This window comes from Methylobacterium sp. WL8 (assembly GCF_008040045.1).
GTDB classification, from domain to species: Bacteria; Pseudomonadota; Alphaproteobacteria; order Rhizobiales; family Beijerinckiaceae; genus Methylobacterium; species Methylobacterium cerastii.
Window position 1 is genome coordinate 15,979 of record NZ_VRVF01000050.1, and the last position, 21,719, is coordinate 37,697.

General features: G+C 62.7%; 14 protein-coding genes and 2 pseudogenes. 5 read left to right on the forward strand and 11 right to left on the reverse strand.

Features of this window, described 5'->3' with window-relative positions:
- The first annotated feature begins 863 nt into the window (after positions 1-863).
- A complete protein-coding gene (locus tag FV234_RS17310) occupies positions 864-2,738 on the forward strand; it encodes a TniQ family protein (protein WP_187273711.1) in 1,875 nt (624 codons plus the stop codon).
- On the opposite strand, the gene FV234_RS17315 is transcribed toward FV234_RS17310, so the two are convergent.
- From FV234_RS17315 to FV234_RS17345, 8 genes are all read right to left on the reverse strand, one after another.
- Positions 2,685-4,574 carry a TniQ family protein gene (locus FV234_RS17315; protein WP_147830565.1) on the reverse strand — a complete coding sequence of 630 codons (1,890 nt, stop codon included), beginning with the start codon at positions 4,572-4,574 and terminating at the stop codon, positions 2,685-2,687. The genes FV234_RS17310 and FV234_RS17315 overlap by 54 nt on opposite strands.
- Positions 4,575-4,598: 24 nt before the next feature.
- Complete coding sequence (locus FV234_RS17320) at positions 4,599-5,771, reverse strand: AAA family ATPase (protein WP_187273712.1); 1,173 nt, start codon at positions 5,769-5,771, stop codon at positions 4,599-4,601.
- Positions 5,755-8,070: a DDE-type integrase/transposase/recombinase gene (locus FV234_RS17325; protein WP_147812742.1), complete on the reverse strand. Its 2,316-nt coding sequence runs from the start codon at positions 8,068-8,070 to the stop codon at positions 5,755-5,757. The genes FV234_RS17320 and FV234_RS17325 overlap by 17 nt, the downstream gene beginning before the upstream one ends.
- A gap of 118 nt (positions 8,071-8,188) precedes the next feature.
- Positions 8,189-9,157, reverse strand: a complete 969-nt coding sequence (locus FV234_RS17330) for a hypothetical protein (protein ID WP_147830569.1) — start codon at positions 9,155-9,157, stop codon at positions 8,189-8,191.
- Between the two features lie 118 nt (positions 9,158-9,275).
- Complete coding sequence (locus FV234_RS26255) at positions 9,276-9,446, reverse strand: hypothetical protein (protein ID WP_187273713.1); 171 nt, start codon at positions 9,444-9,446, stop codon at positions 9,276-9,278.
- A 1,036-nt stretch (positions 9,447-10,482) separates the two neighbouring features.
- Positions 10,483-11,112, reverse strand: coding sequence for a hypothetical protein (locus FV234_RS17335; RefSeq protein ID WP_147812740.1), 630 nt, complete (start codon positions 11,110-11,112; stop codon positions 10,483-10,485).
- A gap of 326 nt (positions 11,113-11,438) precedes the next feature.
- A complete protein-coding gene (locus FV234_RS17340) occupies positions 11,439-11,759 on the reverse strand; it encodes a hypothetical protein (RefSeq protein WP_147812739.1) in 321 nt (106 codons plus the stop codon).
- Between the two features lie 188 nt (positions 11,760-11,947).
- A complete protein-coding gene (locus tag FV234_RS17345; protein WP_147830571.1) occupies positions 11,948-12,913 on the reverse strand; it encodes an IS481 family transposase in 966 nt (321 codons plus the stop codon).
- A gap of 163 nt (positions 12,914-13,076) precedes the next feature.
- Here FV234_RS17345 and FV234_RS17350 point away from each other — a divergent pair, with 163 nt between their 5' ends.
- Positions 13,077-13,403, forward strand: coding sequence for a helix-turn-helix transcriptional regulator (locus FV234_RS17350; protein ID WP_147830573.1), 327 nt, complete (start codon positions 13,077-13,079; stop codon positions 13,401-13,403).
- Positions 13,404-13,767: 364 nt separating this feature from the next.
- Here FV234_RS17350 and FV234_RS17355 read toward each other — a convergent pair whose 3' ends face one another.
- Positions 13,768-14,421, reverse strand: coding sequence for a TetR/AcrR family transcriptional regulator (locus tag FV234_RS17355; RefSeq protein WP_147830575.1), 654 nt, complete (start codon positions 14,419-14,421; stop codon positions 13,768-13,770).
- Between the two features lie 182 nt (positions 14,422-14,603).
- Between FV234_RS17355 and FV234_RS17360 the strand changes: the two genes are divergently transcribed.
- From FV234_RS17360 to FV234_RS17370, 3 genes are read left to right on the forward strand one after another with little or no spacing between them, the layout of a single operon-like run.
- The gene (locus FV234_RS17360; protein WP_246686220.1) at positions 14,604-15,962 is read left to right on the forward strand and encodes an HlyD family secretion protein; all 1,359 of its coding nucleotides are present in this window, start codon (positions 14,604-14,606) and stop codon (positions 15,960-15,962) included.
- Positions 15,959-17,524, forward strand: a complete 1,566-nt coding sequence (locus FV234_RS17365; RefSeq protein ID WP_147830577.1) for a DHA2 family efflux MFS transporter permease subunit — start codon at positions 15,959-15,961, stop codon at positions 17,522-17,524. The genes FV234_RS17360 and FV234_RS17365 overlap by 4 nt, the downstream gene beginning before the upstream one ends.
- Before the next feature lies 1 nt (position 17,525).
- Complete coding sequence (locus tag FV234_RS17370; protein WP_147830579.1) at positions 17,526-19,130, forward strand: efflux transporter outer membrane subunit; 1,605 nt, start codon at positions 17,526-17,528, stop codon at positions 19,128-19,130.
- Between the two features lie 635 nt (positions 19,131-19,765).
- Here the strand turns inward: FV234_RS17370 and FV234_RS17380 are convergent.
- Both FV234_RS17380 and FV234_RS17385 read right to left on the reverse strand, forming a co-directional pair.
- A pseudogene (locus FV234_RS17380) lies at positions 19,766-20,482 on the reverse strand (DUF4113 domain-containing protein); the annotation flags it as partial.
- Positions 20,483-20,661: 179 nt separating this feature from the next.
- Positions 20,662-21,394, reverse strand: a pseudogene (locus FV234_RS17385) (ATP-binding protein); the annotation flags it as partial.
- Positions 21,395-21,719 lie beyond the last annotated feature (325 nt).

Sequence of the window (21,719 nt, forward strand, 5' to 3'; positions counted from 1 at the left end):
CAGACAAACGATTTCCGCCGGCCACCACGGGCAAACCGGGCGACGGGTCCACCAGGGCCGTGGCCTCGTCGAAGCCCCCCCTGAGCGATCCAACGTGATGGAAGGAACGAAGGCGATGCATCCGAGATCACCAGCCGCAACCGCTCGAGCGAGAGGCCCACCATGCGAAAGCATAGGGGACGTCCTCCAGACGCCCCGTTCCCCTGGCCCCAGCCGTGATGGTTCGAAGGAGAAGCGAGATGAGACCCTCAGCGATCGACAGTCGATGGCCAAGCCGGTGGGCCCGAGCGCGGGGGCCACCATGCACGAGGACCGAAGCCGTCCGCCGGACGGTCCGGCCCTTGTTCGTAGCCCTCATGGTTCGACGGAGAAGCGAGATGCGACCATCGGCGATCGGAAGTCGAAAGCCAGGCAGGTGGGCGCGAGCGCGCGGCCCACCATCGCCCGGGGCAGCATCGCTGCCGCCGGAGATCTTTAACAGCATAGTGCCCAAGAAGGAGGATCACATCATGATGCGTCATAGTCGTTTCGCGGTTCCCGCGGAGATCAACCGTCCCGCCGATGTCGACTATTCGTTCACAGCGCCTGCGTTTCGGCAGGTCAGCGAAGAGGGGTCGTACAAGGCGAGCTTCCCATCGTGAAGCCCGGGTTTGAACCGGATCCGGCACCGGCCTTCGCATGGTGCGCGACGAGCCGTTGCCGGGCTCGGCTCCTTCCCCGTCCGAACAACCGCCTGCACGATGATCGCATCCGGCGACCGTTCGGACGGGGAAGGAGCTGCTGTCCCACCATCACTTCGGCGGCTTCCCACCGAAGGCTTCTATGACGTCGACATGCGACCTAGCCGCGCAACCGGAGACGAAATGGCTCACCAGAACGCTGCCCCCCTCGGTCTTCTCCGGGACGATGCCGAGAAGTGCGGATACATCGGACCTGCGGCATCGCCGGAGGTTAGGCATGCTGAGTTGCGTATACCCGACGCAAGGCTCGATCGCCCGAATCTCCAAGGAAGTCCCGATACGATTGATCCGTTCAGCGTCATCACCGGAAAGGAGAGGAAGCCCATCGGGCAAAGACATATCGTCGAGGCAGGCGGTCGAGTTGGGGCGAGCAACCCCATGACTTGTCGGGAAGGACGAAACCCGTCCGCCGCAAATACAATGGGATATGTCTACGACGCGGGTTCGGTGAGATCGTCGTGGACCTACAGAAAAGCTCCGCTACGCCTGCGCGACTATGGAGCGGGAGAGCCGGCCTACTCGTTTATTCATCGTCTGGCGTCCCGAAACGCCTATGGAGTTCGTGAATTCGCCGGCGCCTACGGGCTCGATTTTTCAGCGATCGTCCGGGGCGACCGACGAGAGGTTGGCCGCCTTTCGGCCGTGGCGGACGTCGATGCGGCCTCGCTCCTCGACGCGACCCCGGCTCGTGTGCGGGCCGGGATCTGGGTCGTTCGTGGTGAACGATTGATGGACCAGCATATCGAGCGGGGCCGGGACCGTATCTGCCCGGCCTGCCTGGCCGAAGATCGAGAAGCCGTCCCTGGAGAGATCGGTTTCGGCATCCGCCGCCGCGTCTGGTGGGATCTGAATTTTCTACACCGCTGTCCGACTCACGGGATGCCGTTGCGTGGAATGAGATCCGAAGCTTTGGTCGATCTCAAGGGCACTGCGGATGCCGCCCCGGAGAGCGGTTGCGGGTGGGAGGCCTATGTTCTCGGTCGTCTGGGTTTCACCCAGCGAACCGACGCCCAGCTTCTCGACCAGCTCAGCCTGAAGGCTGCCGTCGACATGGTCGCCACCTGCGGTGCAGTCGCCGTTCACGGAGCCGGCCTCAAGCTGCAATCCCTGCACATCGGACGAGATGCAGAGGCGATGCGTACCGGCTTTCGAGTCGCACGGAGCGATGACTCGTTCATAGCTTTCCTTAGGCATCTACGACATGAGGAGGTTGACGGATCGATGTCCGGGGCCTTCGGAATTCTGAATGCACGTTTTAGCAATACTCGAACCAAAAAGGAACCCGTTGCGAACTTGATGAAACGCTTTGAGGCCGCAGAGAAGCTTCGGCAGGAACTTCGAAGACATTCTGCAGAGACAATGGGCAAAAGTTTCGAAAAAGGTAGGGGCAAAGATCACTTCTGGATTTCTGCCGCCAAAATTTACCTCGACTTTAACTCAGACCGCATCCCCATTACTGCGAGGCCCGAGACTGGATCTATCTCTCTATCCAGGGCGCTTCGATCGAAGATCGGACCGATGAGGATCTTCGAGGCAATTCTCGACGGGCGATTGCTGCCCAAATGCCAAGTGCGCAGCTTCTCCGGCATACGCTCGATCTTCGTTTCGAGAGCCGATATCCGGAACATAGAGGCTTTGAAGGAAAAAACGAAACCTGAGTTGACAGCCGAAGTGTTCGGCAGACGGCTGAACATGCATGCCAAAAGTATCAGGAAGCTCGTATCGCATGGAATTATCCATAAAACGAATAGAAAGGCCAATCGATGCTACATTATCGAAGAAAGTGAATTTGAAATGTTCGTTCAGACGTATGTTACCGCGCGCGTAATTGGTTTTGCTCTTGGCATGCAGGCCAGCATGATTAGGAATATGTTGAAGAAAAGGTACGGAATCGAGCCCATACTTCCGAACGAGGCATGGTTGAGCCTATTCCGCCGGGCAGATCTACTCCGTTCTGGGCTGCCTGCACCCAAGATGCAGCTGGTTTCCGACGACTGAGATGGAGCCTCGCTCGACGTCGTCCGTCGCTCGTCGGAGAATTCCAATCACGCTTCGCTCGTAGAGCCGGATTTCAATCCGATCTCCGAGAGCGAGTTCGATCGCCGGGCGGCAGCCTCGTTCGGCAAGTCTGGAAAGGATGGACCTCGCACTTGTGCGGAGGGAGTGGGAAAGCTCCGTCGTCGACACGTAGCGGGTCTGGAAGCTCGCGACATCCGCCCGATCGAGCAGTCGCAGACGACGGGCATCCTTGATGGTGCGGATGTGGCCGGCGGCGACGATCAGATCGAGACCATTCCGCCGCATGCCGAGTGTCTTGCCTGCCTCCAGAGGACCTATCCAGGGGTCGTTCCTGGCCCGTGAGAGTTCCGCGATACCGGCCGAACGGATTCGGATGCCTGCAAGCCCGGGGGTCCCGAAGACCCGCGCGGTGGCCACGATCTGCCCATCCAGGATCGCGCGGCAAAGCGCGACGATCCCGACCTTACGGGCGGCGCGCACGATCGACACGGAGTCCGATGGAGGAACCTCGACGACGGGCGCGTTGCCCTGCATCCGATCGAGGATCGCATCGACTTCGATCGGATCGAATCTCGGATGTCGGAAGGCCGCGAGTGCCAACGGGCCGCGTGGAAGAATATCCGCGGCGACCAGCTTGCGGACGGAAGCGGGAGTGATGCCGAGCGTACCTGCCAGGATATCGACATTGATGAAGCGCCCGACGCGGCTGGCGAGCATCTCGACCTGTCGCCGGTCGACGGTCGGTCGGCATCGTTCGTCGACGTCGCTGCGCAATCCGGCTGCTTCCAGGATCGCGACTGTCCTGTCCCAACCGGCATCGAGGCAAGCCTTGGCCCTGCTGGCGGATATACGATCCGGTGTCGGTGGTTCGACGACATGCCGCTCCCAGCCCTGCCAGCACAGTTGATTCCGCCTCACGACGTTCGCGATGCGGTTTGCCATCCAGGACTGGAGTTCGCCATCGGGCAGGGCGGCGAACCAACTGTAGAGCTGACCGAGTTGCACCCGTAGTCGATCAGGCCTGCCCGGGGCGGCCAGTAGGGCATCGATCGTCTTCTCGATACCCTTGTCGCCCGTCCGGACGGCGTGAAAGCCGGCCAGCATCATGGCTGGTCGATCGGCGGGATCCGTCTTGCCGAATCTGACGTCGCGGCCGGCGGAAACGCAGCACCCGAGCCTCTGCATCAGAGCAATGGCATCACAGAGCGGCAGGGCGTCCAGGATGGCCTCCGGCACCCTCGGGCATCCTCCGAGCCGGCCGACCACGTAGGCGTCGGCGGCGGTGGCATGCGGCTCGACGACGATCCGGGGACTTCGGGCAAGATTGGCACCGCACCGACAGACCGTCACGCGCGCCCCGGCCAACCGGATGGTTCGATCGCACTGCAGGCAACGGTCGTTCAGGCGCAGATTGTGGATGGGACAGACCGAAACGGCTGCGACCGACCACCAGCACCTCAGATGTCGCATCGGGACAGTGCCGTCGGTCTCGCATGCGGCATCATCGGCCCAGCACGCGACGCAGCAGCACTGACGTTCATAGAAGACTTGAGCAGGTTCCAGCTTCTCGCCGTTCAGCAGGATGTGGCCATCCCGCATTCGCCGAGGCGAGTATCGATCGATTCCGTCGACCGTCTCGCGCCCGAGTATCGGCACCAGGGCACGCGTATCGCCGCGGGCGAGGAGCGTCGTCGAGACGCCCCGGCCGGCGAACGGATTTGCCCGCCAATCGCAGCCGTTCGCCTCGGCCAATCGGCGAGCGTAGCCGCTTGCCGGCTCGCCTGGGATATGACGAGGACGTATCGGAAAGGTCATGGCTACCCATCTCCTCTTTCGATCTCATACCGTCCTGGCCGTCTTCTCGTAGGTGGGCGCGGACGGCTTGCCCGATAGGGAGCCACGAGTCCGCGACGGCCGCGGCACGCGGCGGCGAGGGGCCTGTTCGTTCCTGGATGCCTGAGGCTGGAACGGGTTCGATCTTTCGCCGGAACGCTTCAAGGTCTCGTGCGCATAGGCGAGATAGTTGTCGGCGACGTGCATCACGCCATCCTCCAGACCATGCTCGAGCGCGATCAGGATCAGGCGCGTGACGCGCCCGAGGATGCCGCCCGTGGACGCATGTATCCTACCTGCACGCTTCGGATCCGAAAGGTTCGACGCCTCCGGAAGGTCCATGCCCTCTTCCAGATCCGCCAGGAAATCGAGGAACTCCTGCCGGTGTTCGATCTCGCTACCCCAGCTGAACGGTTCCACCGGAAACCGCATGCGGCAACGGCGGTCCAGCTGCGGATTGGCGTCCACCGGGCGTGCGGCCTTCTGCATGCCGCTCAGCACCAGCTGCACCCGGGTCTCGACGAGCAGATCCTTGACGAGTTCCGATAACTCCTCGACCAGTTCGTCGCGGGACGAGACGGTGTGATGGAACTCGTCGATGAACAGAAGGCGGGTCTTCTGTCCGACGAGTTGCATCCTCAGTCGGTCGAGGATCTGATGGCCGTAGAGTGCCCTCGGCACCTCGGCACCCAGGGCCCGAAGGATCTGGGTCGCGAGCGCATTGGTGGACCGGGAGCTCGAAGCGTTGACGAAGACGATCGGCCGCTCGTCGCCGTCGATGCCGTCCGTCAACACGAGTCCGTAGTTGCAGATCTGCGGAATCCGCCCCGTCGTCCGTACGATCCGCTGATATTCACGCCGGATCCATTCGCGCTGAATGGTCGACTTGCCGGTACCGGAGGCTCCGGTGATCAGCAGGAGCTGACCCGGTTCCCCGCGATCGTAGGCGCGCCGGGACCGCTCGATGGCTTTGATGCCTTCGATCAGATCCACGTGGTTGTCGATGAGAACGTGCCGGGCCCTGGTCAGGATGGCCTCTGCCTCGGCGGTCAGGAGATCCGTGGCGTCGTCGGCATCCTGGCCGACGTCGTCATCCAGGCCCGAGATCAGATCGATCTCGCACTCGAGGACTTCGTCGGCGTCAGAGGTCCGGAAGGCTGCGTCAGCTGAACGATGCAATGCGGAAGTTCCTTCTGCGGCGGGTCGGGACATCGACGGCGTTCGCGGACGCCGCCGACGGTATCTTGGACTCGATGTTTGCAGGCGAGCCCGCGAACTCGACGATGGCGCCGACGACCGCGGGGAGATTTCCCGCGTCTTCGACGTTCCGAATTTCTGCAGCCCCGCGGGCCGGCGCTACGCTCGCGATCGGCCGTCGGGACGGCCGTCGTGCAGAGTGTTCGACGACCTTCTCCGGCCGACGCGGCCTCGCATGGATGGGGGATGCGTCCGCCAGATCCGGCTCGTCATCATCGCGGTGATCGACGTCGTCGAACGCGATATGGGTCGTTTCGGGATCTATGGCCTCGACGTACGTCGCCTTCATCTCGGCCAGGTTGTCGAATTCCTGTACCAGAAGACGCGCCTTCCGACTGCTGGTCCTCTGCGCGGCGCGTTTGTTGTTCCGCGCCTCCGCAGGAGCGTAGAGACGCCGCTTCGCGGCATCCATGTCGGGCTGGTGGACCCGTTCATGCTTCTTCTTGCGAGAACGCGCTTCGGCTCGGATGACCAAATGATCGTGCACCGGGCGGCCGCGGGCCGCGGGGTCCGACGCGGCGAGTACGATCCATTCACCGTCGACAAGCAGGTAGGCTCGCCCGACGTCCAATGCGTCGATCCGCATCCTGTATCGGCGCTTGCCCGGTCCCTCTCGGTTCATCAATTCCTGGAGCGCCTCGGAACCGAAGCCGTAGAAGAGGTTCATCCATTCAACGCCGGTATGCTGGATCGTAACCTTTTCCTGTACTTTCGAGACGAGGGGAACGAGGTGATCGATCGAGGGCGCCATCTCCGGATGACGGATATCGGAAAGTCTTCGCCACGCGCCAGCGGGACTATCCTCGATGCCGCCGGCCCACTCCTGCATCCAGACGTCGGCAACGAACTTGCAGACGATCCAGTTGACCTGTTCCATGGTCATTACGGCATGATCCTCGGCGCGATAATCCGAGAAGCGATCACCGTTCTTGAACAAGCTGCCGGGCATTCCGGCGAACATGCCCTGCTTCGACGTCAGAAATTGCCGTTCGACGATGCCCTTCAGATCCGGTGCTCCCGCAGGCGTATGCTTGAGGCGGATGTTCAGTTGGCCGCACGTGACGACGAGATCGTTCGAACGATAGTCGGATCCCTGGTCAGTAAAGACGACACTGGGTTTCACGGTCGCGGAGTATTCGTTCGTGATACCGTCCAACTTCGACATCCAAGTTTTCGGCATCATCGTCATCCGGAGAGCCTCCTGGATGGTTGCAAAGCCTTTTTCCAGACCGACGTACCATCCCACGATCGCACGCGTCGCAAGGTCGATGACGACGGTCAGCGTGACTTGCTTGAAGGTCAAACCCGTGGCGGGATCGCGTACGACGATCGGCAGTTCCGTCGAGTCGATCTGAACTGCCTGGCCGATCCACTCGTAGCGGGGGCCGAGCGCCTTGATGCGATGCCTATGTTTCGACTTCTTTTCGTCGCCGCGGTAGACCTCCTTCTCCAGAGACCCCATACTGCGAATTACCTTGTAGAAAGACTGAATATTGGGGATCATTCCTTCGATTTCGGCTTCCGGCACGCCGGCTTTCCGGGCGACGGCGCGGATCTCGTCCCGGACATGCGGGAAGATCTTCGACGCCTTGGGCTGTTCGCGCTGCAGGTATTGATTGCGCGCGAACTCGTTCATGACCTTGACCGCTATGGGCGACAGCCGGGGAACCCGGTTGCCCTGGCGATGGCTTTGCGGGACCAGCGCCGAGCGAAAGCTGCCCGAGAGCTTGTAGCGGCGGTACCACTGGATCAGCGATCCGCCAGAGGGTGCCTGCGAGACGCCGCTGGGCTCGATATGCCTAGCCCAGCGCTTGCACCACCAATCGAGCTCCTTCGCCTTCAATACGATGTGCCGGTACTTGCGCTTCCGAGCAGCGCGAAAGGACGCGACACGGCGGGCATCCCGCAATTCAATCGCGAACTTCAGCAGGCGAACATACTTGTATCGGCGGATAGCCTCCGACTGCTGATGCTCGGCGAAGCCCGACAGGTCTCGGCGCATGTCCTCAATGAGCGTTGCAGGCAGTCCCTTGCAGGGCTCGGGCTCGATCCGCAGCCGTCGATCGACCCAGAGCATGACCAATTCGTGCCAGCTATGCGCCTTGGCCGGACCACCATCAATGGGTCTAAGCGCGATGCCGTCCTCCAATGCAGTCGTCGGCAACCAGCGAAGGCCATCGATCACCACGATATCGCGGCTGGTCAGCTTGAAGGGACCCATGTCCTACCTTCGGTTTTCGCGCTTCGCGCGGTGCATATTGGAGAAGGATCGACTGCCGCTATCTTCCGAGTCGGATCTGTCGGCTCGTTAAAACGCCACGCCTGTCGGCAGATGGATCTCAGCTCATACGAACGGAGCGTACGAGCGCTCGATCGTCGATCGGCTTCTCGAGGTCGAGTGCGACTTCGCGAAGTACGTGAAGACGCAGAACTGCGCCGAGCGTCCGTCCACCGATCCCGCTGGCTTCCCGGATCTCTGCGACCGTCTTCACCGATCGGGGAGCCGCTTTCAGTACTTCGCGTACCCGGTCGAGGGCTTCGACGTCCTCCCTGGGACCACAATGCTCGAACAACAGCTCGGCATTGCCGAAGACCGGTTGCCGACGGATCTCCATTTCGGTCCAAACCTCGAAAAGAAGATTCTGACGATCGAATTCGGTAGCAATCAGGCCGAGTTCCTCGGCCAGTGCCTCCGCCTTGACCTTGGGTTTGACTTGCACATAGATCGGCCGCGGGCGGCCGCGGCGTACGACTGCGAAGTCGGGGATATGGACCCGCCATTTCCGCGAACGCAGATCGTACCAGTCCACCTTCCGCGGCTGCGGGCGCACCTCCGTCGTGATGCCGTCCGAGCGAGCCAGCAAGAGAAAATCGTGCTCGAGCAGGGACTCGAACTCGATGATGCCTTCGAACGACGTGCCGTCGCTCCTCGATGCACCCATCAGATTTTCGAGATCGAACCACGGAACGACGCCGCAGAAGCTCGCGCGGTTCGTCTTCCTGCTCGCGGCGCGTACTCCGGTTATTCTCTGTAGTTCCTTAGGACGAAAAGCGATCATCGTCGTCGTTTCCTTCTGTTGATCGGACGCGAATGGAAGTCGTGGTGCAACTGGTCGCTCGATCGAGCCACCAAACGATCGATCAGGAGTATCGCGCCGGATGCAGTCCGCCCGTGCGCGATCGCCGGCGTAGTGGCGGCTCGTCGTGGTGGAAGGCTGGACATGGATCGGCCGGCCGCCGATTCCGACATCTTGGAGTGCACGGTGGCATTCCCGTCGGACATCTCTGGGATCGAGGGTGCGCCCCATTCATCGATTTTGGCTGCGGGAGCTTCGTGTTGCATCGTCGGTCCTCCTGAAAGTTTGGCTAGCTCTGTTGCGCATCCCGTCCCCTGCCGACGCAGAAGAGGGGAGATGCCTTCGGCGTTCAGCTCAGAAATCCATCGTCGGACCACGGCTTGCGCCGCATGCCTGTCGTCCCGATCATCGGATCGACGACCGATAGTTCTTCGAACTCGGCCTCAATAATTCCGGAGTAAACATCGCCAATTCCGACGCTGGACTTGATCCGGAATCGTCCGAAATAGGTTTTCGCCATGGGGTTCTCCTTGAGATGTCTGTTTCAAAAGATCGTCACGTATCTCCGGCAACTGCAGGGTCGGGCCCCGATGATCGCCTGAAGTCTTGAAGCTGCCGCTGATCGAAGCGCCGGGTCGTTCAATCTACTCGGCGTCCCCACCGCCACCGATCTTCGATCGAGAGCCGAGGGGTTCGATCTGAATTTAATTTGGCATGTCTTCGCCTGGCCACGTCTTGCAACGTAGCGTCGTCGTCGACTTTGCCGTCAGATCTCGATCGAACGGCCAGTCCGGCTCGATCTTCCTCGGATCGATTCGAAAGCTGTCGATCCGAGGCCGATCGTTGTAGAGATACGTTGTGGCGATAGTATTAAACATCAAGCACTCCTATTACAATTCAAATTCGAGATATTAGCCCTATAAGTCAAAGGTAATACTGAACAAGTAGTTGTCGGTTTTTTGGCTGGCACGCACTTGAACTTCGACCTGGTGATCCAAGGGCGAATTTCGAGCTCTGCTCCGGCCCACAGTGAGTTCCAGAGCTTACGAACGACATCCGGCCAGATCTCGGAGCCCGGTCCGCGACAACGGAGACGGTTCCGGAGAATCCGAAGGTTCGAGTGATGCTGGAAGTCCGGACTGGGAGCGGCCGGAATCTTCGGGTGTCGGGAGCCTCGACCGATATGCTATGGTCGTCTGGCGGCCCGCCGGTACCAGCCCAGTGGGAGCTAGGTCACCGTGCGCTGGTGGCGCGAAAAGTGCGGAAGAAACGCTGGCCGGCTGAGCGCCGGCCCTGTCCAGACAGGGGTTCGACGGTCGGCTTCAAGCCTGACGCGCAAGCTTCCGCATAACTGGTGGAAGTTCGAACCGGGTCATCGAACGGGTCCTTGAGGCAACTTTTTGGAAGATGCCTTCAGACCCTTGGCTCTGACAAGCATCATTTCAGATCTTGCCGAGACATCGTTACCCGTTGCTTGGCGGCAGCATTTAACAAATGTGGAAAATTGCGCCTATAATTGCTCCCAAGGCCATCACCTCGCTCGAGGTGACGACGCTTCAAACGAAGGTTGCGCGCATCGTTCCCCGCTCCAGAGGCTGGAACCGTGCCGCACGTTTGATGGGCGTATCCGGCGCGAGATGTGACCCGACCTCGACTTCGGCCTGGCCTGAACAGACCAGGGCGAGAACGATGTCCACCGAGTCGGCATCGTTGCTCTTCACACATTCGATGAGCCGCCCAAGAGGCACTCCGCCGGGGCTCTCGGACAATTCGCGTAGGATCCTGATACGATCGCCTGGGGAGATCTGCACCATTCGAGTGGCCCAGATCTGCCGCGCCACCGAACAACGCGGTTCGTCGAGCACAGTCGAACGATCAAGGGTGAGCGTATCCGGAAGCGAAGCGTAGACGCCGATGTCGATCGCGTCCGGTGCCGCGACAAGGAGCCGACGGCGATCTTCGAACCAGATGAAAACTTTGAACGAATCTTGCGACTGGCGCTCAGCCGGGACCGGTTCGATGAAGGAGATGCTTGGGTCCAGCGTGGCCTGGATCAGCAGGTCGCGGTGCCAACGTCGGGGATAGGAAACGGCCGACGTGGTCTTAAACGACCGGAAGCCAGGACGATCTGGTTTTGTGTTGATGATTGAGGGGGATAGTGCGGGGGACCTTCGTCGTAGCGACATTGACGCGACTCCACTTCGAGTCCGATCGGAAACGTGCATCCGCACCGTGACGGCTACTCGTCGACCGGGAATTCCGAGGGCTGCCACGCCTGCATCGATCGTAGAGGTCGTTGTCGTGGACCTCGGTCAGGCGCTGATGTTCCGTCTTTGAACCCGGAACAATCGGACTATGAAGGCCAAAATGGCCTTTCACAACGCATTTTCTTCAATTTTCCAATTCTGTGAATGTCGGTATCAAATGTAAAGATCGGTATTTCTACAAAGATCATATTAAGTAAATTGTGCTGCTGCGATTTTTAAAAATGGAAGCTGGTGCAAGGCAACAGTCACTGTGAGCCTTTTTTTGCCAACCAACTTTCCACGCTCCTAATGAAGGCGTCGCGCCGATCCATTCCGGCGGCAAGACACAGATGGTCGAGTTCTGCCGCGACAGCGACGCCAAAGTCATTCGGTTCAATTCGTTCGATCGGAAACTCGAAGGGTTTTTCCAGTCGCGCCATGAGGTCTAGAAGGCGGACCACTTCCATCGGAGGCCCGGAAGCAGCCCAGTTGTGGACCGTACGGAGAGCGACGCCATTCTCTCGCGCGAAGCCCGTCTGGGTCCGGTCGAGCCGTTTCAATCTTCTTTTGAAGTCGGATCCGTTCATGCAGTGCGTTCAAGGAACCGATGTTCGAGACTGCTACCTCCCGGCAGGATGCCATCGCAAGGTCGTTCCTTCCAGTGGCATTGTCGCTTCTTCCGACACAAGGAATGGTGCATGCAGGCACGGAGGACCGGCTTCGCAGTCGGGGGGCCGTCCTTGCCTCGAACCGCCGAGGCGTCCGCCCGGCCTTGCTAGGTGTGCAGTCCCGAAGTGAGGTGGGTTGGATCGTATCTGAAGCGGTCTGGATTGTCTGCCCAGGCCCGGCAGGTCGCTTCGTATGGCGTAAGGCCGCGTAGGGATTTGAGTTGCCGAGCGAAGTTGTAGGCATTCAGGAAGGCGGCGAGGTGGTCTCGCAGTTGGTCGTGGCTATCGTAATGGTAGCGCTTGACCGTCGCCTCCTTGAGGGTCCGGTTCATGCGCTCGACCTGGCCATTGGTCCACGGGTGGTTTGGCTTGGTCAGCCGATGCTCGATGTCGTGCGCCCGGCAGATCTGGTCGAAGCGGTTGACGCGGTACAGGGCAGTCGGGCCTCGACGGTTCTTGGGCAGCTCGGCGAACTGGATGCCGTTGTCGGTCAGGATGGTATGCAGGCGGTAAGGACAGGCCTCGATGAGCGCCTCCAGGAAGGCGCAGGCCACGAGCCGATCGGCGCGTTCGTGCAGCTGGGCGAAGGCGTATTTGGATGTCCTGTCGATCGCCACCCAAAGGTACAGCTTGCCTTCGCCGGTGCGAACTTCCGCGATGTCGATATGGAAGAAGCCGATCGGGTAGGCCTTGAAGGCTTGCTTACCGGGTTTGTCGCCGCCGACCTCGGGTAACCGACTGATCCCGTGGCGCTGCAGACAGCGATGCAGCGATGATCGAGTCAGGTGCGGAATCGTGGCCTGCAGCGCGTAGAGGCAATCGTCCAGCGGCAGCAGCGTGTACCGGCGGAAGGCGACGATCACCGCCTCTTCCTCGGTCGTGAGCACGGTAGAGTGCGGTGTCTTCGGTCCCATCGCCGCGTCATGAACGAAGGCTCGCTTACGCCACTTCGCGACCGTCTTGGGGTTCAGCCCATGCTGTGCGGCAAGCTCTTTGAGCGAAGCTTTCGATCGCTGTAGCGCTGCTCTGACCGCGTGCGTGGTCGTGGCGCAGCCGTGGAGAACCTGTCCCATAACGCCTCCTTATGCGAATGGCATGGAGCGCTGAGATCGTCGCCCCCTTCGCGCAAAAGGGGAACCCTTCTGAACCCATGGACGGGCATGCCTATGGCCGCGTTGGCTTCAAAAATGATCGATATATGATACATTGCTGAATGCAGTGTATGAGATATCGATCATGAGGACGACAGCCATCATCAGTATGGAGGAGCTCGAGAGCCTCCAAACCCTCGGCAGGCGCATTCGCCTCTGCCGGCTACGGCGAAATCTCAGTCAGCAGGAGCTCGCAGAGCGTATGGGCGTCGGACGGATGTCCGTCGTGTCTCTTGAGCGGGGCCGTCCAGGCGTAAGTCTGCTGACACTACTGAAGGCTTTGACGATTTTCGATACGTCGTACACGGCCCGGCTCGGCGATCTGCTCGCAGCCGATCCGATCGGGGAGGGCATTGAGGTGGTGACCGGCCGGCAGCGTGCAGCGCACGTGCCAGGGGTCGCCGATTTCTGATACGCTCGCTGTAAATGCCGCCGTTTATTTTGCCTGCCGGCGGGACAGCTTGTGGATCGGTATCGAACCATGGTTCGATACCGATCCACAGCCCATGCGCCCCCGTTCGAAATCCGCCCGTTACGCGAATGGCCGATCGGAATGGCGTTTGGATCTCGGCCCTTCATTCAGAAGCGGCCCTTCCGCATGCGACCCAACCCAGTCGCCTGGGTCGCCGTGGGCGCGTCCCATAAGCGGTCATCCGTAGGCCGTCCGGCAACTTCGGCTCGGGGTGGGAAGCGGTAACTGCCTTTACGTTCGGGAGCGGACGTTCCGGGGCTTAGGTCAAGACGAGATCCTGCGGTCGATATCGTATCGGTTCCGGTCAAGCCTTCGCATGGTAGACAGCGAGGAAGATCCGGACCGCCTCGTCGACATGGCCTTGCATGCGCTCGGTACCATGTTCATCCCTATGGGGAATGAACAGGCGCACCGGGACGATCTTTCCGATGATCAGCCCGATGAACATATTCGCTGCGAGTTCCGGGTCCTCCCCGATGAACGTGCTGCGAGCCTGGGCGTCCTTCAAGTATTCTGTCAGCTTGTGCAGCGTACGACCGGGGCACATGGCGTAGAAGGCTTCACCCAGGGCGGGATTACGCGAGACCTCGGCGACGATGATGCGTGCAAGCGCCGACATTTCCGGCATGACCATCGCTTCGTAGAGCTTCTTCCCGACAGCCTTAAGGACGGTTTGCAGCGGCCCGGTACTTTCGAGGTCGGTATCGATCCGCTGTCTGAGTTCGAGCGTACGATTGCCCACCACCTCGATGAACAGGTCATCCTTCGAACCGAAGTGGCGGTAAACCGTCTCGGTCGAAGCGCCGGCTTCAACCGCCACCAGTCGCATCGTGGTGTCCGAGAAGCCGTGCTTGAGGAACACCTGTTCCGCGACCGCCGCGATCTCCGCACGACGCCGATCGCCGCGTGGAACACGAACCCGCGAGCGCTTTTCCGAACCGACCGTTTCGCTTGACATAACCACCTGTTTCTAGATTAGAAACGAAACGTTCGGTTCAGATGTTCCTACCGGCTTCCGATGGGCGCGTCCACATTATCTCGCTGAGAGCTTAGCGAGAGCAGAGGCTTACGTTCCCCGCCATGCGCGAAGACGATGTAGACGACTTCCGATCGCCAAGGCGGTCCGCAAGCCGACGGGACATGCTTGATGTCGGCTCGATGCGGCGCGCAGGGGCCAGGTACGACGACAGCCATCCCGATGACGCCGACGGGCGGCGGCGCCCTCCCGACGAAGGTGCGCGTCCGAACCGGGACAGATCCGGCCGTGACGACGACGATCGATCGGCGCCTGATCGCCGTGACGACGAACGGCCCCGCCGCGGCCGCGACGAGCAGGATCGTCGCGACCAGAGGTCGGACGCCGGACGTGACCGAGGCCGGAGCGAGGATAGCGACGAGCAGGAGGACAAAAAGAACTCGGACGCGGACAAGGGCGACGACGGGGACGACCAGATAGCCCGAAAGAAACGCCGGCCGCTGGTGATCGGGATCGCGGCCGTGGTCCTGCTGCTGCTGGCCGGAGGTGGCCTTTATTACTGGCTGTCGACCCGGGGGAAGATCAGCACCGACGACGCCTACACCGACGGTAACATCGTCAACGTCGCCCCGCAGGTCGCCGGTCAGGTCATCGCCCTCGACGTCACCGACAACCAGTATGTGCACAAGGGCGATCCGCTATTCCGCATCGACCCGCGCCAGTTCCTCTACAGCCGCGAGCAGGCCCAGGGTCAGCTCGACGCCAACAACGCGCAGATCGCCAACCAGCGGCTCGGCGTCGAGATCGCGAAGAAGAACTTCCCCGCCGCGCTCCAGCTCGCGCAGGCGAACCTCGACTCGGCCAAGGCCAACCTCGCCCTGCAGCAGGCCAATTTCGACCGGCAGAAGAGCCTGCCCAAGCTGGCGACGACGCAGCAGGAGGTCGACACCACGGCGGCGAACTACCAGCAGGCCAAGGCCCAGGTCGAGCAGGCGCAGGCGCGCCTGGTCCAGGCCATGCCGGTCCAGCAGAACATCGGCCAGTCCGAGCAGCAGGTCGACCAGCTCAAGGGTCAGGCAGAGCAGGCGAAGGCGCAGGTCGACCAAGCTAACCTCAACATCGAGTGGAGCGTGGTGCGCGCATCCCAGGACGGCTGGGTCACGAAGCGCAACGTCAACGCCGGCGACTACCTCACCGCCGGGCAGCAGGTCATGTCGCTGGTCACCACCGACGTCTGGGTCACGGCCAACTACAAGGAGACTGAGCTCGACGGCATGCGCCCGGGGCAACGCGTCAAGGTCACCATCGACGCCTACCCCGATCTCGACCTGCAAGGGCACGTCGACTCGATCCAGCGCGGGTCGGGTTCGAAGTTCTCCGCCTTCCCGGCCGAGAACGCCACCGGCAACTTCATCAAGATCGTCCAGCGCGTGCCGGTGAAGATCGTCATCGACAGCGGCTTGAGAAAGGACGAGCCCTTGCCCCTGGGCGTCAGCGTCGAACCGACGGTCATGCTCAAGTGAGTGGTGCATCCGACGACTGGAAGCCCGCCCACAACCCGTGGCTCATTGCCATCGCAGTGACGCTCGCGGCCTTCATGGAGGTGCTCGACACCACCATCGTCAACGTGGCGCTACCCTACATTGCGGGGTCTTTGGCGGCATCAAACGACGAGGCGACCTACACGCTGACGGCGTACCTCGTCGCCAACGGCATCGTGCTGACCATCGCCGGCTGGCTCTCCGACACCATCGGGCGCAAGCGATACTTCCTGATCTGCATCGGCATGTTCACGGTCTCGTCGTTCCTGTGCGGCCTGTCGCAGAGCCTCGGGCAGATCATTATGTTCCGGCTGATGCAGGGCTTCTTCGGCGGCGGTCTGCAGCCGAGCCAGCAATCGATCATCCTCGACACGTTCCCGCCGGCCAAGCGCGGCGCCGCCTTCGGAGTGACCGCGGTGGCGACCGTCGTCGCCCCGGTGCTCGGCCCGACGCTCGGCGGCTACCTCGTCGAGCATTCGACGTGGCGGTGGATCTTCTTCATCAACGTGCCGGTCGGCATCTTCACGCTGTTCGCCAACGCCTACCTCGTCGAGGATCCCCCGGCCGAGAAAGAGAAGCGGTCCCGCGGCCTCGACTATGTCGGTCTCGGCCTGATCATACTCGGCATCGGCTGCATGCAGATCATGATCGACCGCGGCGAGGACGACGGCTGGTTCGGCTCGCCCTTCATCCGGACCATGGCCGTCCTCGCCTTCCTCGGGATCTTCGGCGCCATCTGCTGGCTGCTCACCGCGAAGAAGCCGATCATCGACCTGGGGGTGTTCAAGGATCGGAACTTCGCCGTCGGCTGCCTGCTCATCGGTGCCCTCGGCGCGCTGCTCTACGCGGGCTCGGTCCTGATCCCACAATTCTCCCAGCAGGTGCTCGGTTACCCCGCCCTCGATTCCGGCTTCATCCTATCGCCGGGCGGCGTCGCGGTCATCGTGCTGATCCCCATCGTCGGGTTGCTGATGAAGGTCGTCCAGACCCGCTACATCATCATGTTCGGGTTCGCCTTCATGGGCTGCGCGATGTTCTATTCGAGCCGGATCGCGCTCGACATCGACTTCCGGACCCTGGTCCTCATGCGCACGCTGCAGACGGCGGCGCTCGCGTTCCTTTTCGTGCCGATCTCCACCGTCGCCTACCTAACGCTTCCGCAGAAGTACCGTAGCGACGGTTCGGCGCTGTTCTCGATGTTCCGCAACGTGTTCGGCTCGATCGGGATCTCGCTCTCGACCGCCGCCGTCACAGAGCGGACGCAGGCCGACCAGGCGCACCTCTCGTCATTCATGACGCCGCTACGCCAGGGCTACAACACACTGATCCAGGAGAGCGAGCACACGCTCCGCTCGCTGGGACGCGCTGCATCGGTGGTGCATCAGCAGGCCGTCGCGCACACCTACCAGACCTACCTGAAGCAGGCCCAGGTGCTCGCCTACAGCAACGTCTACCAATACACCGCGCTCCTGGCGTTCCTCGTCGTGCCGCTGTGCTTCCTGATATCGGCCAAGACCGCGCAAGGCGGCGGCGGAGGACATTGAGATGACGCTCCGTCAATACCCCGAACGACGCGCCTACGCGGCGCTCGTCGCTTCCGTGCTCGGCCTCGCCGGCTGCACGGTGGGCCCGGACTTCGCCACCCCAACGACCCCGCTCGCGGAGTCGAGCGACTACCTCGACACTGGACTTCCGGTCCGTCGGGCGGGACGGCTCCTGTCGCGCACGACCGAGGCCGAGCCTGACGTGGCGTGGTGGCAAGCCTTCCGGGACCCGGTCCTGTCCCAGCTTGAGGACCGCGTCGCCGCGCAGAACCTCGACGTGCAGACCGCGACCGCCCGCCTGTTCGAGAGCCGGGCCCAGCTCGGGAGCGCCGCCGCCGCTGGGCTGCCGACGCTCAACGGCCAGGGCAGCGCCTATCGCCAGCAGTTTAGCAAGAACGGAACGATCGGCCTTCTGTCGAACTCGCTCGGAAGCCTTGGCGGCGGTACCGGCGGCGGCAACCCGACGGCGCCGCTGACCAACGGGTTCGAGAGCTACACCCTCGGCTTCGACGCGTCGTGGGAGCTCGACCTCTGGGGCAAGGTCCGCCGCTCGGTCGAGTCCGCCCAGGCCCAGGCGGACGCATCGGCCGAGCAGCGCCGCGATGCGCTGGTCTCCAGCCAGGCGGAGTTGGCGCGCGACTACGTGCAGTTGCGCGGGACCCAGGAGCTGATCCGGATCGACCTCGCCAACATCCGGGTCAACGAGCAGATCCTCGACGTCGTCAGGGTGCGTCAGCAGAAGGGTCTGGTCACGGGCCTCGACACGTCCAACGCGGCCCAGCAGGTCGAGTCGATCAAGGCGCAGCTGCCGCAACTGCAGCAGCAGGAGATCCAGCAGATCAACGCGATCTCGCTGCTGCTCGGCGAGCCGCCGCTCGCCCTGTCCCAGGAACTCGTCGCCGGCCGCGCGATCCCGCCGGTCCCGCCGCGCGTGCCGGTCGGGGTGCCGTCGAGCCTGGTCCTGCGCCGCCCCGACATCCGGCGCGCGGAGGCCAACCTGCATTCGGCGGTGGCCGAGATCGGCGTGGCCGAGGCTCAGTTCTTCCCGAGCGTGACGCTGACCGGCAGCCCGACCGTGAACTCGGTCGATCCGGGCAAGCTCTTCCGCGGCTCGTCGCTGCAATACATGAACATCGGGCCTTCGATCTCCATTCCGTTGTTCGAGGGTGGTCGACTTAAGTCGAATCTGGTGCTTCAACGTGCCCGCCAGCAGGAAGCGGCCATCGCCTATCAGAAGGCGGTGCTCCAGGGCTGGCACGACGTCGTCAACGCCCTGGCTTCCCTGCGCGGCGACGAGGCGCGCCGGGGCCGCTTGGCCAGGCAGGTCGCCGATGCGCGCCAGGCGCTGTCCCTGTCGCGGGCTCGCTACACTCAAGGCGTCGAGATCTTCACCACGGTGCTGCAGGCGTCGCAGACGGTGCTTCAGGCGGAGACCAACCTGTCTCAAGCGACGGCGGCGATCTCCACCGACTTCGTCGCCCTGTCCAAGGCGCTCGGCGGCGGCTGGGAGACTACGTTCCCGAGTGGCCGGACGCCTCCGCTCTCCCTGGCGAAGGTGGGGATCCCCGTCTCGGATGTCGTGCACGGCGCGCCCTTCGAGCAATGAGCGAATGCCGGGCGAAAGCGAGCGGGACTGCCCGGGGCACCCGAGACGATGCCGTAAGCGTCACGTCTGAGGGGGCGGGACCATACGAGGCAAACATATCATGTTCTTCCGTCTAACTACCCCGATCTTACTCGCCGTGACCCTAGCGAGCCCGTCCCTGGCACAACCAGGATCTTCGTCTTCCCGACCAACTATGTTTATCCACGGCAACTATTGTGGTCCGGGCAACAAAAGTCCCCTGGCTCCCATCGACGTCCTAGACGCCGCCTGCGCCCGTCACGACGCCTGCACACCGGACGATGCCCTTCCGTCAAAGGCCTGCAATCGTCGCCTTCAGGTCGAGGCGGAGCGGATTGCGAACGACCCGGGTCAGCCGACCGAACTCCGGATGGTTGCCGGCGTCGTCGCTTCCGGTGCCGCCATGATGCCCTTCGCCGAGGCGGGACGGATGACACACCGTGCCGTCATGGGCGGAGGCGGCGACTGACCGGCGGCGATGCCCTGGGGCGAATGAAGCGCATCGCACCTGATGCTCCTCGTCATCTGGTCAGACCCTCGATGGCGCTCCCCCGCCGGATGCCGAGGCTCCTCCGACGTTGATGCGTCGATAGGGGCGACGCGGAGCGGCCGGCTCCTCAAGCCGCCACGACCGGGATCTCGTCGAGTCGGGTCGTGTATCGCGGTGAGCGCATCTCGAATTTCGTGAACCACCCCCGCGTAGGAGCGAACCCTGCGGCGGCCGGAACGACCGTCCGCGCCCGAAGCGTCGGTTGCAGGCGTCGAGCGCAGCCATCAGCGCGGCATCCTGCTCGCGGTCGATCTGGCCAAGGCCGAGCATCGCCCGCTGCGAGGCATGGAGCGGCAGGAGGTCGGTCGTGACCACGCCGGCCTTGGAGTAGCGGAAGCCGCTCCGCCAGGTCCGCCGGACGCCGTGCGGCCTTCACCAGCACCAACGTGTCGTTGCTGGCTTCGGGCAGGGTCACCACCGTCGAGACCGAGCGTTGCGGTCGGGTCCGGTCGTGCTCCGAGGTGTGTGAGAAGACCGTGACGTGGTCCGTCCCAAGCCCCTCCCGGCGCAGCTTCTCTCCGAGCCGGCTCGCTTGGGTTGCGATCGCCTGCTCCATGGTGGTGAGATCCTCGACCCGGTCCGAAAAGCTACGGGTGACGGCGCACCCCTTGCGGGTGGCGGCTACCTCCTCAAGGTCGAGACAGGCGACGCCGCGCAGCTCCTGCACGAGGCGCTCGCCCATCACCGTCATGGCCTTACGCACCACCCGGGTATCGAGGTCGCGCATGTCGGCGGCGCTCTCGCAGCCGAGCGCCTCCAGCTTGCGGGCGTTCGCCGGGCCGATAGGCGCCCCCATGCGCGACGCCGTCCACGCTCCGCTTCACTTGGCGACCCGCAAGCGGACGTTTCCAGGTCCCGCTAAGGGTCGTGAGCGGGCGGGACGGTAATGTCCGTTTCTGCCAAATCCCGCTCGTAAGCGGACCGGCGAAAAACCACCCATGTCGGTCGTAGAACGAACCGGCGGGGGCGTGAGACCTTGGCCGCGTCCGCCATCTGCCGTCCGTTCATGCCGCCGGGCAGGCCGACCCGGTCACCAGCAGGTCTATGCGCACGTCCGACTGCAGCACCTTGAGGCCGGAGGCGCCGTCGCCCGCCTCGATGGCCGCGTAGCCTAGATCCTCTAGCACCTCGGTGACGAGCATCCGGACGGTGGGCTCGTCGTCGACGACCAACACCGTCTCGCCAGCCTTGGCCCGGGCCGCCGCCGAAAGGTCCGGGACCGCCTCCGACACATCCGCCTCACCGCGGTGGCGGGGTAGGTAGAGGCAGACCACCGTACCGTTCCCAGGCTCAAAATAGATCCGCACCTGCCCGCCGGACTGCTTGGCGAAGCCGTAGATCATCGACAAACCGAGGCCCGTACCCTCGCCCATCGGCTTGGTGGTGAAGAATGGATCGAACGCCTTGGCCACTATGTCGGGTGCCATGCCGGTGCCGTTGTCCGAGACGCACAGCGCCACGTACTGCCCCGGCTCCAGGTCGCGCTCGCGGGCGGCGGTCCGGTCGAGCCAGCGGTTGCTCGTCTCGACGACGATGCGGCCGCCGTCGGGCATGGCATCCCGGGCGTTGATGCAGAGGTTGAGCAAGGCGTTCTCAAGCTGGCTCGGATCGACCAGGGTCGGCCACAGGCCGCCGGCGCCGACCACTGTTCTTCAGCAACCGCAACATCGAGGACGCGCTCTACGAGTTCCTCGACCACGCGGGCAATCCCGTCCAGGTTCTCGGCATCGCGGACTTCAAGGCACAGCTGGAAGACCAGATCGCGACAGGGACCTACGAGAAGGTCACCGCCAGGGCGGCGTGAGCCTCCGGGACGCCGAGGGTGCGAATGCCATCCTCGGCGTATCCCACGCGGCGCTCCGGCCCTCAGGCCGGCAGGCTTACTTTCGCCCTCAGTGTCTGTCCGGCGACATATTGAGTGAGGTGAGGGGTTTGTGATTCAAGGCTGCCTGTGTGGAGGCTGCCGATGTGGACGACTGAGAACCGGACCCGCTACGATCGAAGCGAGCTTCGTTATCCGA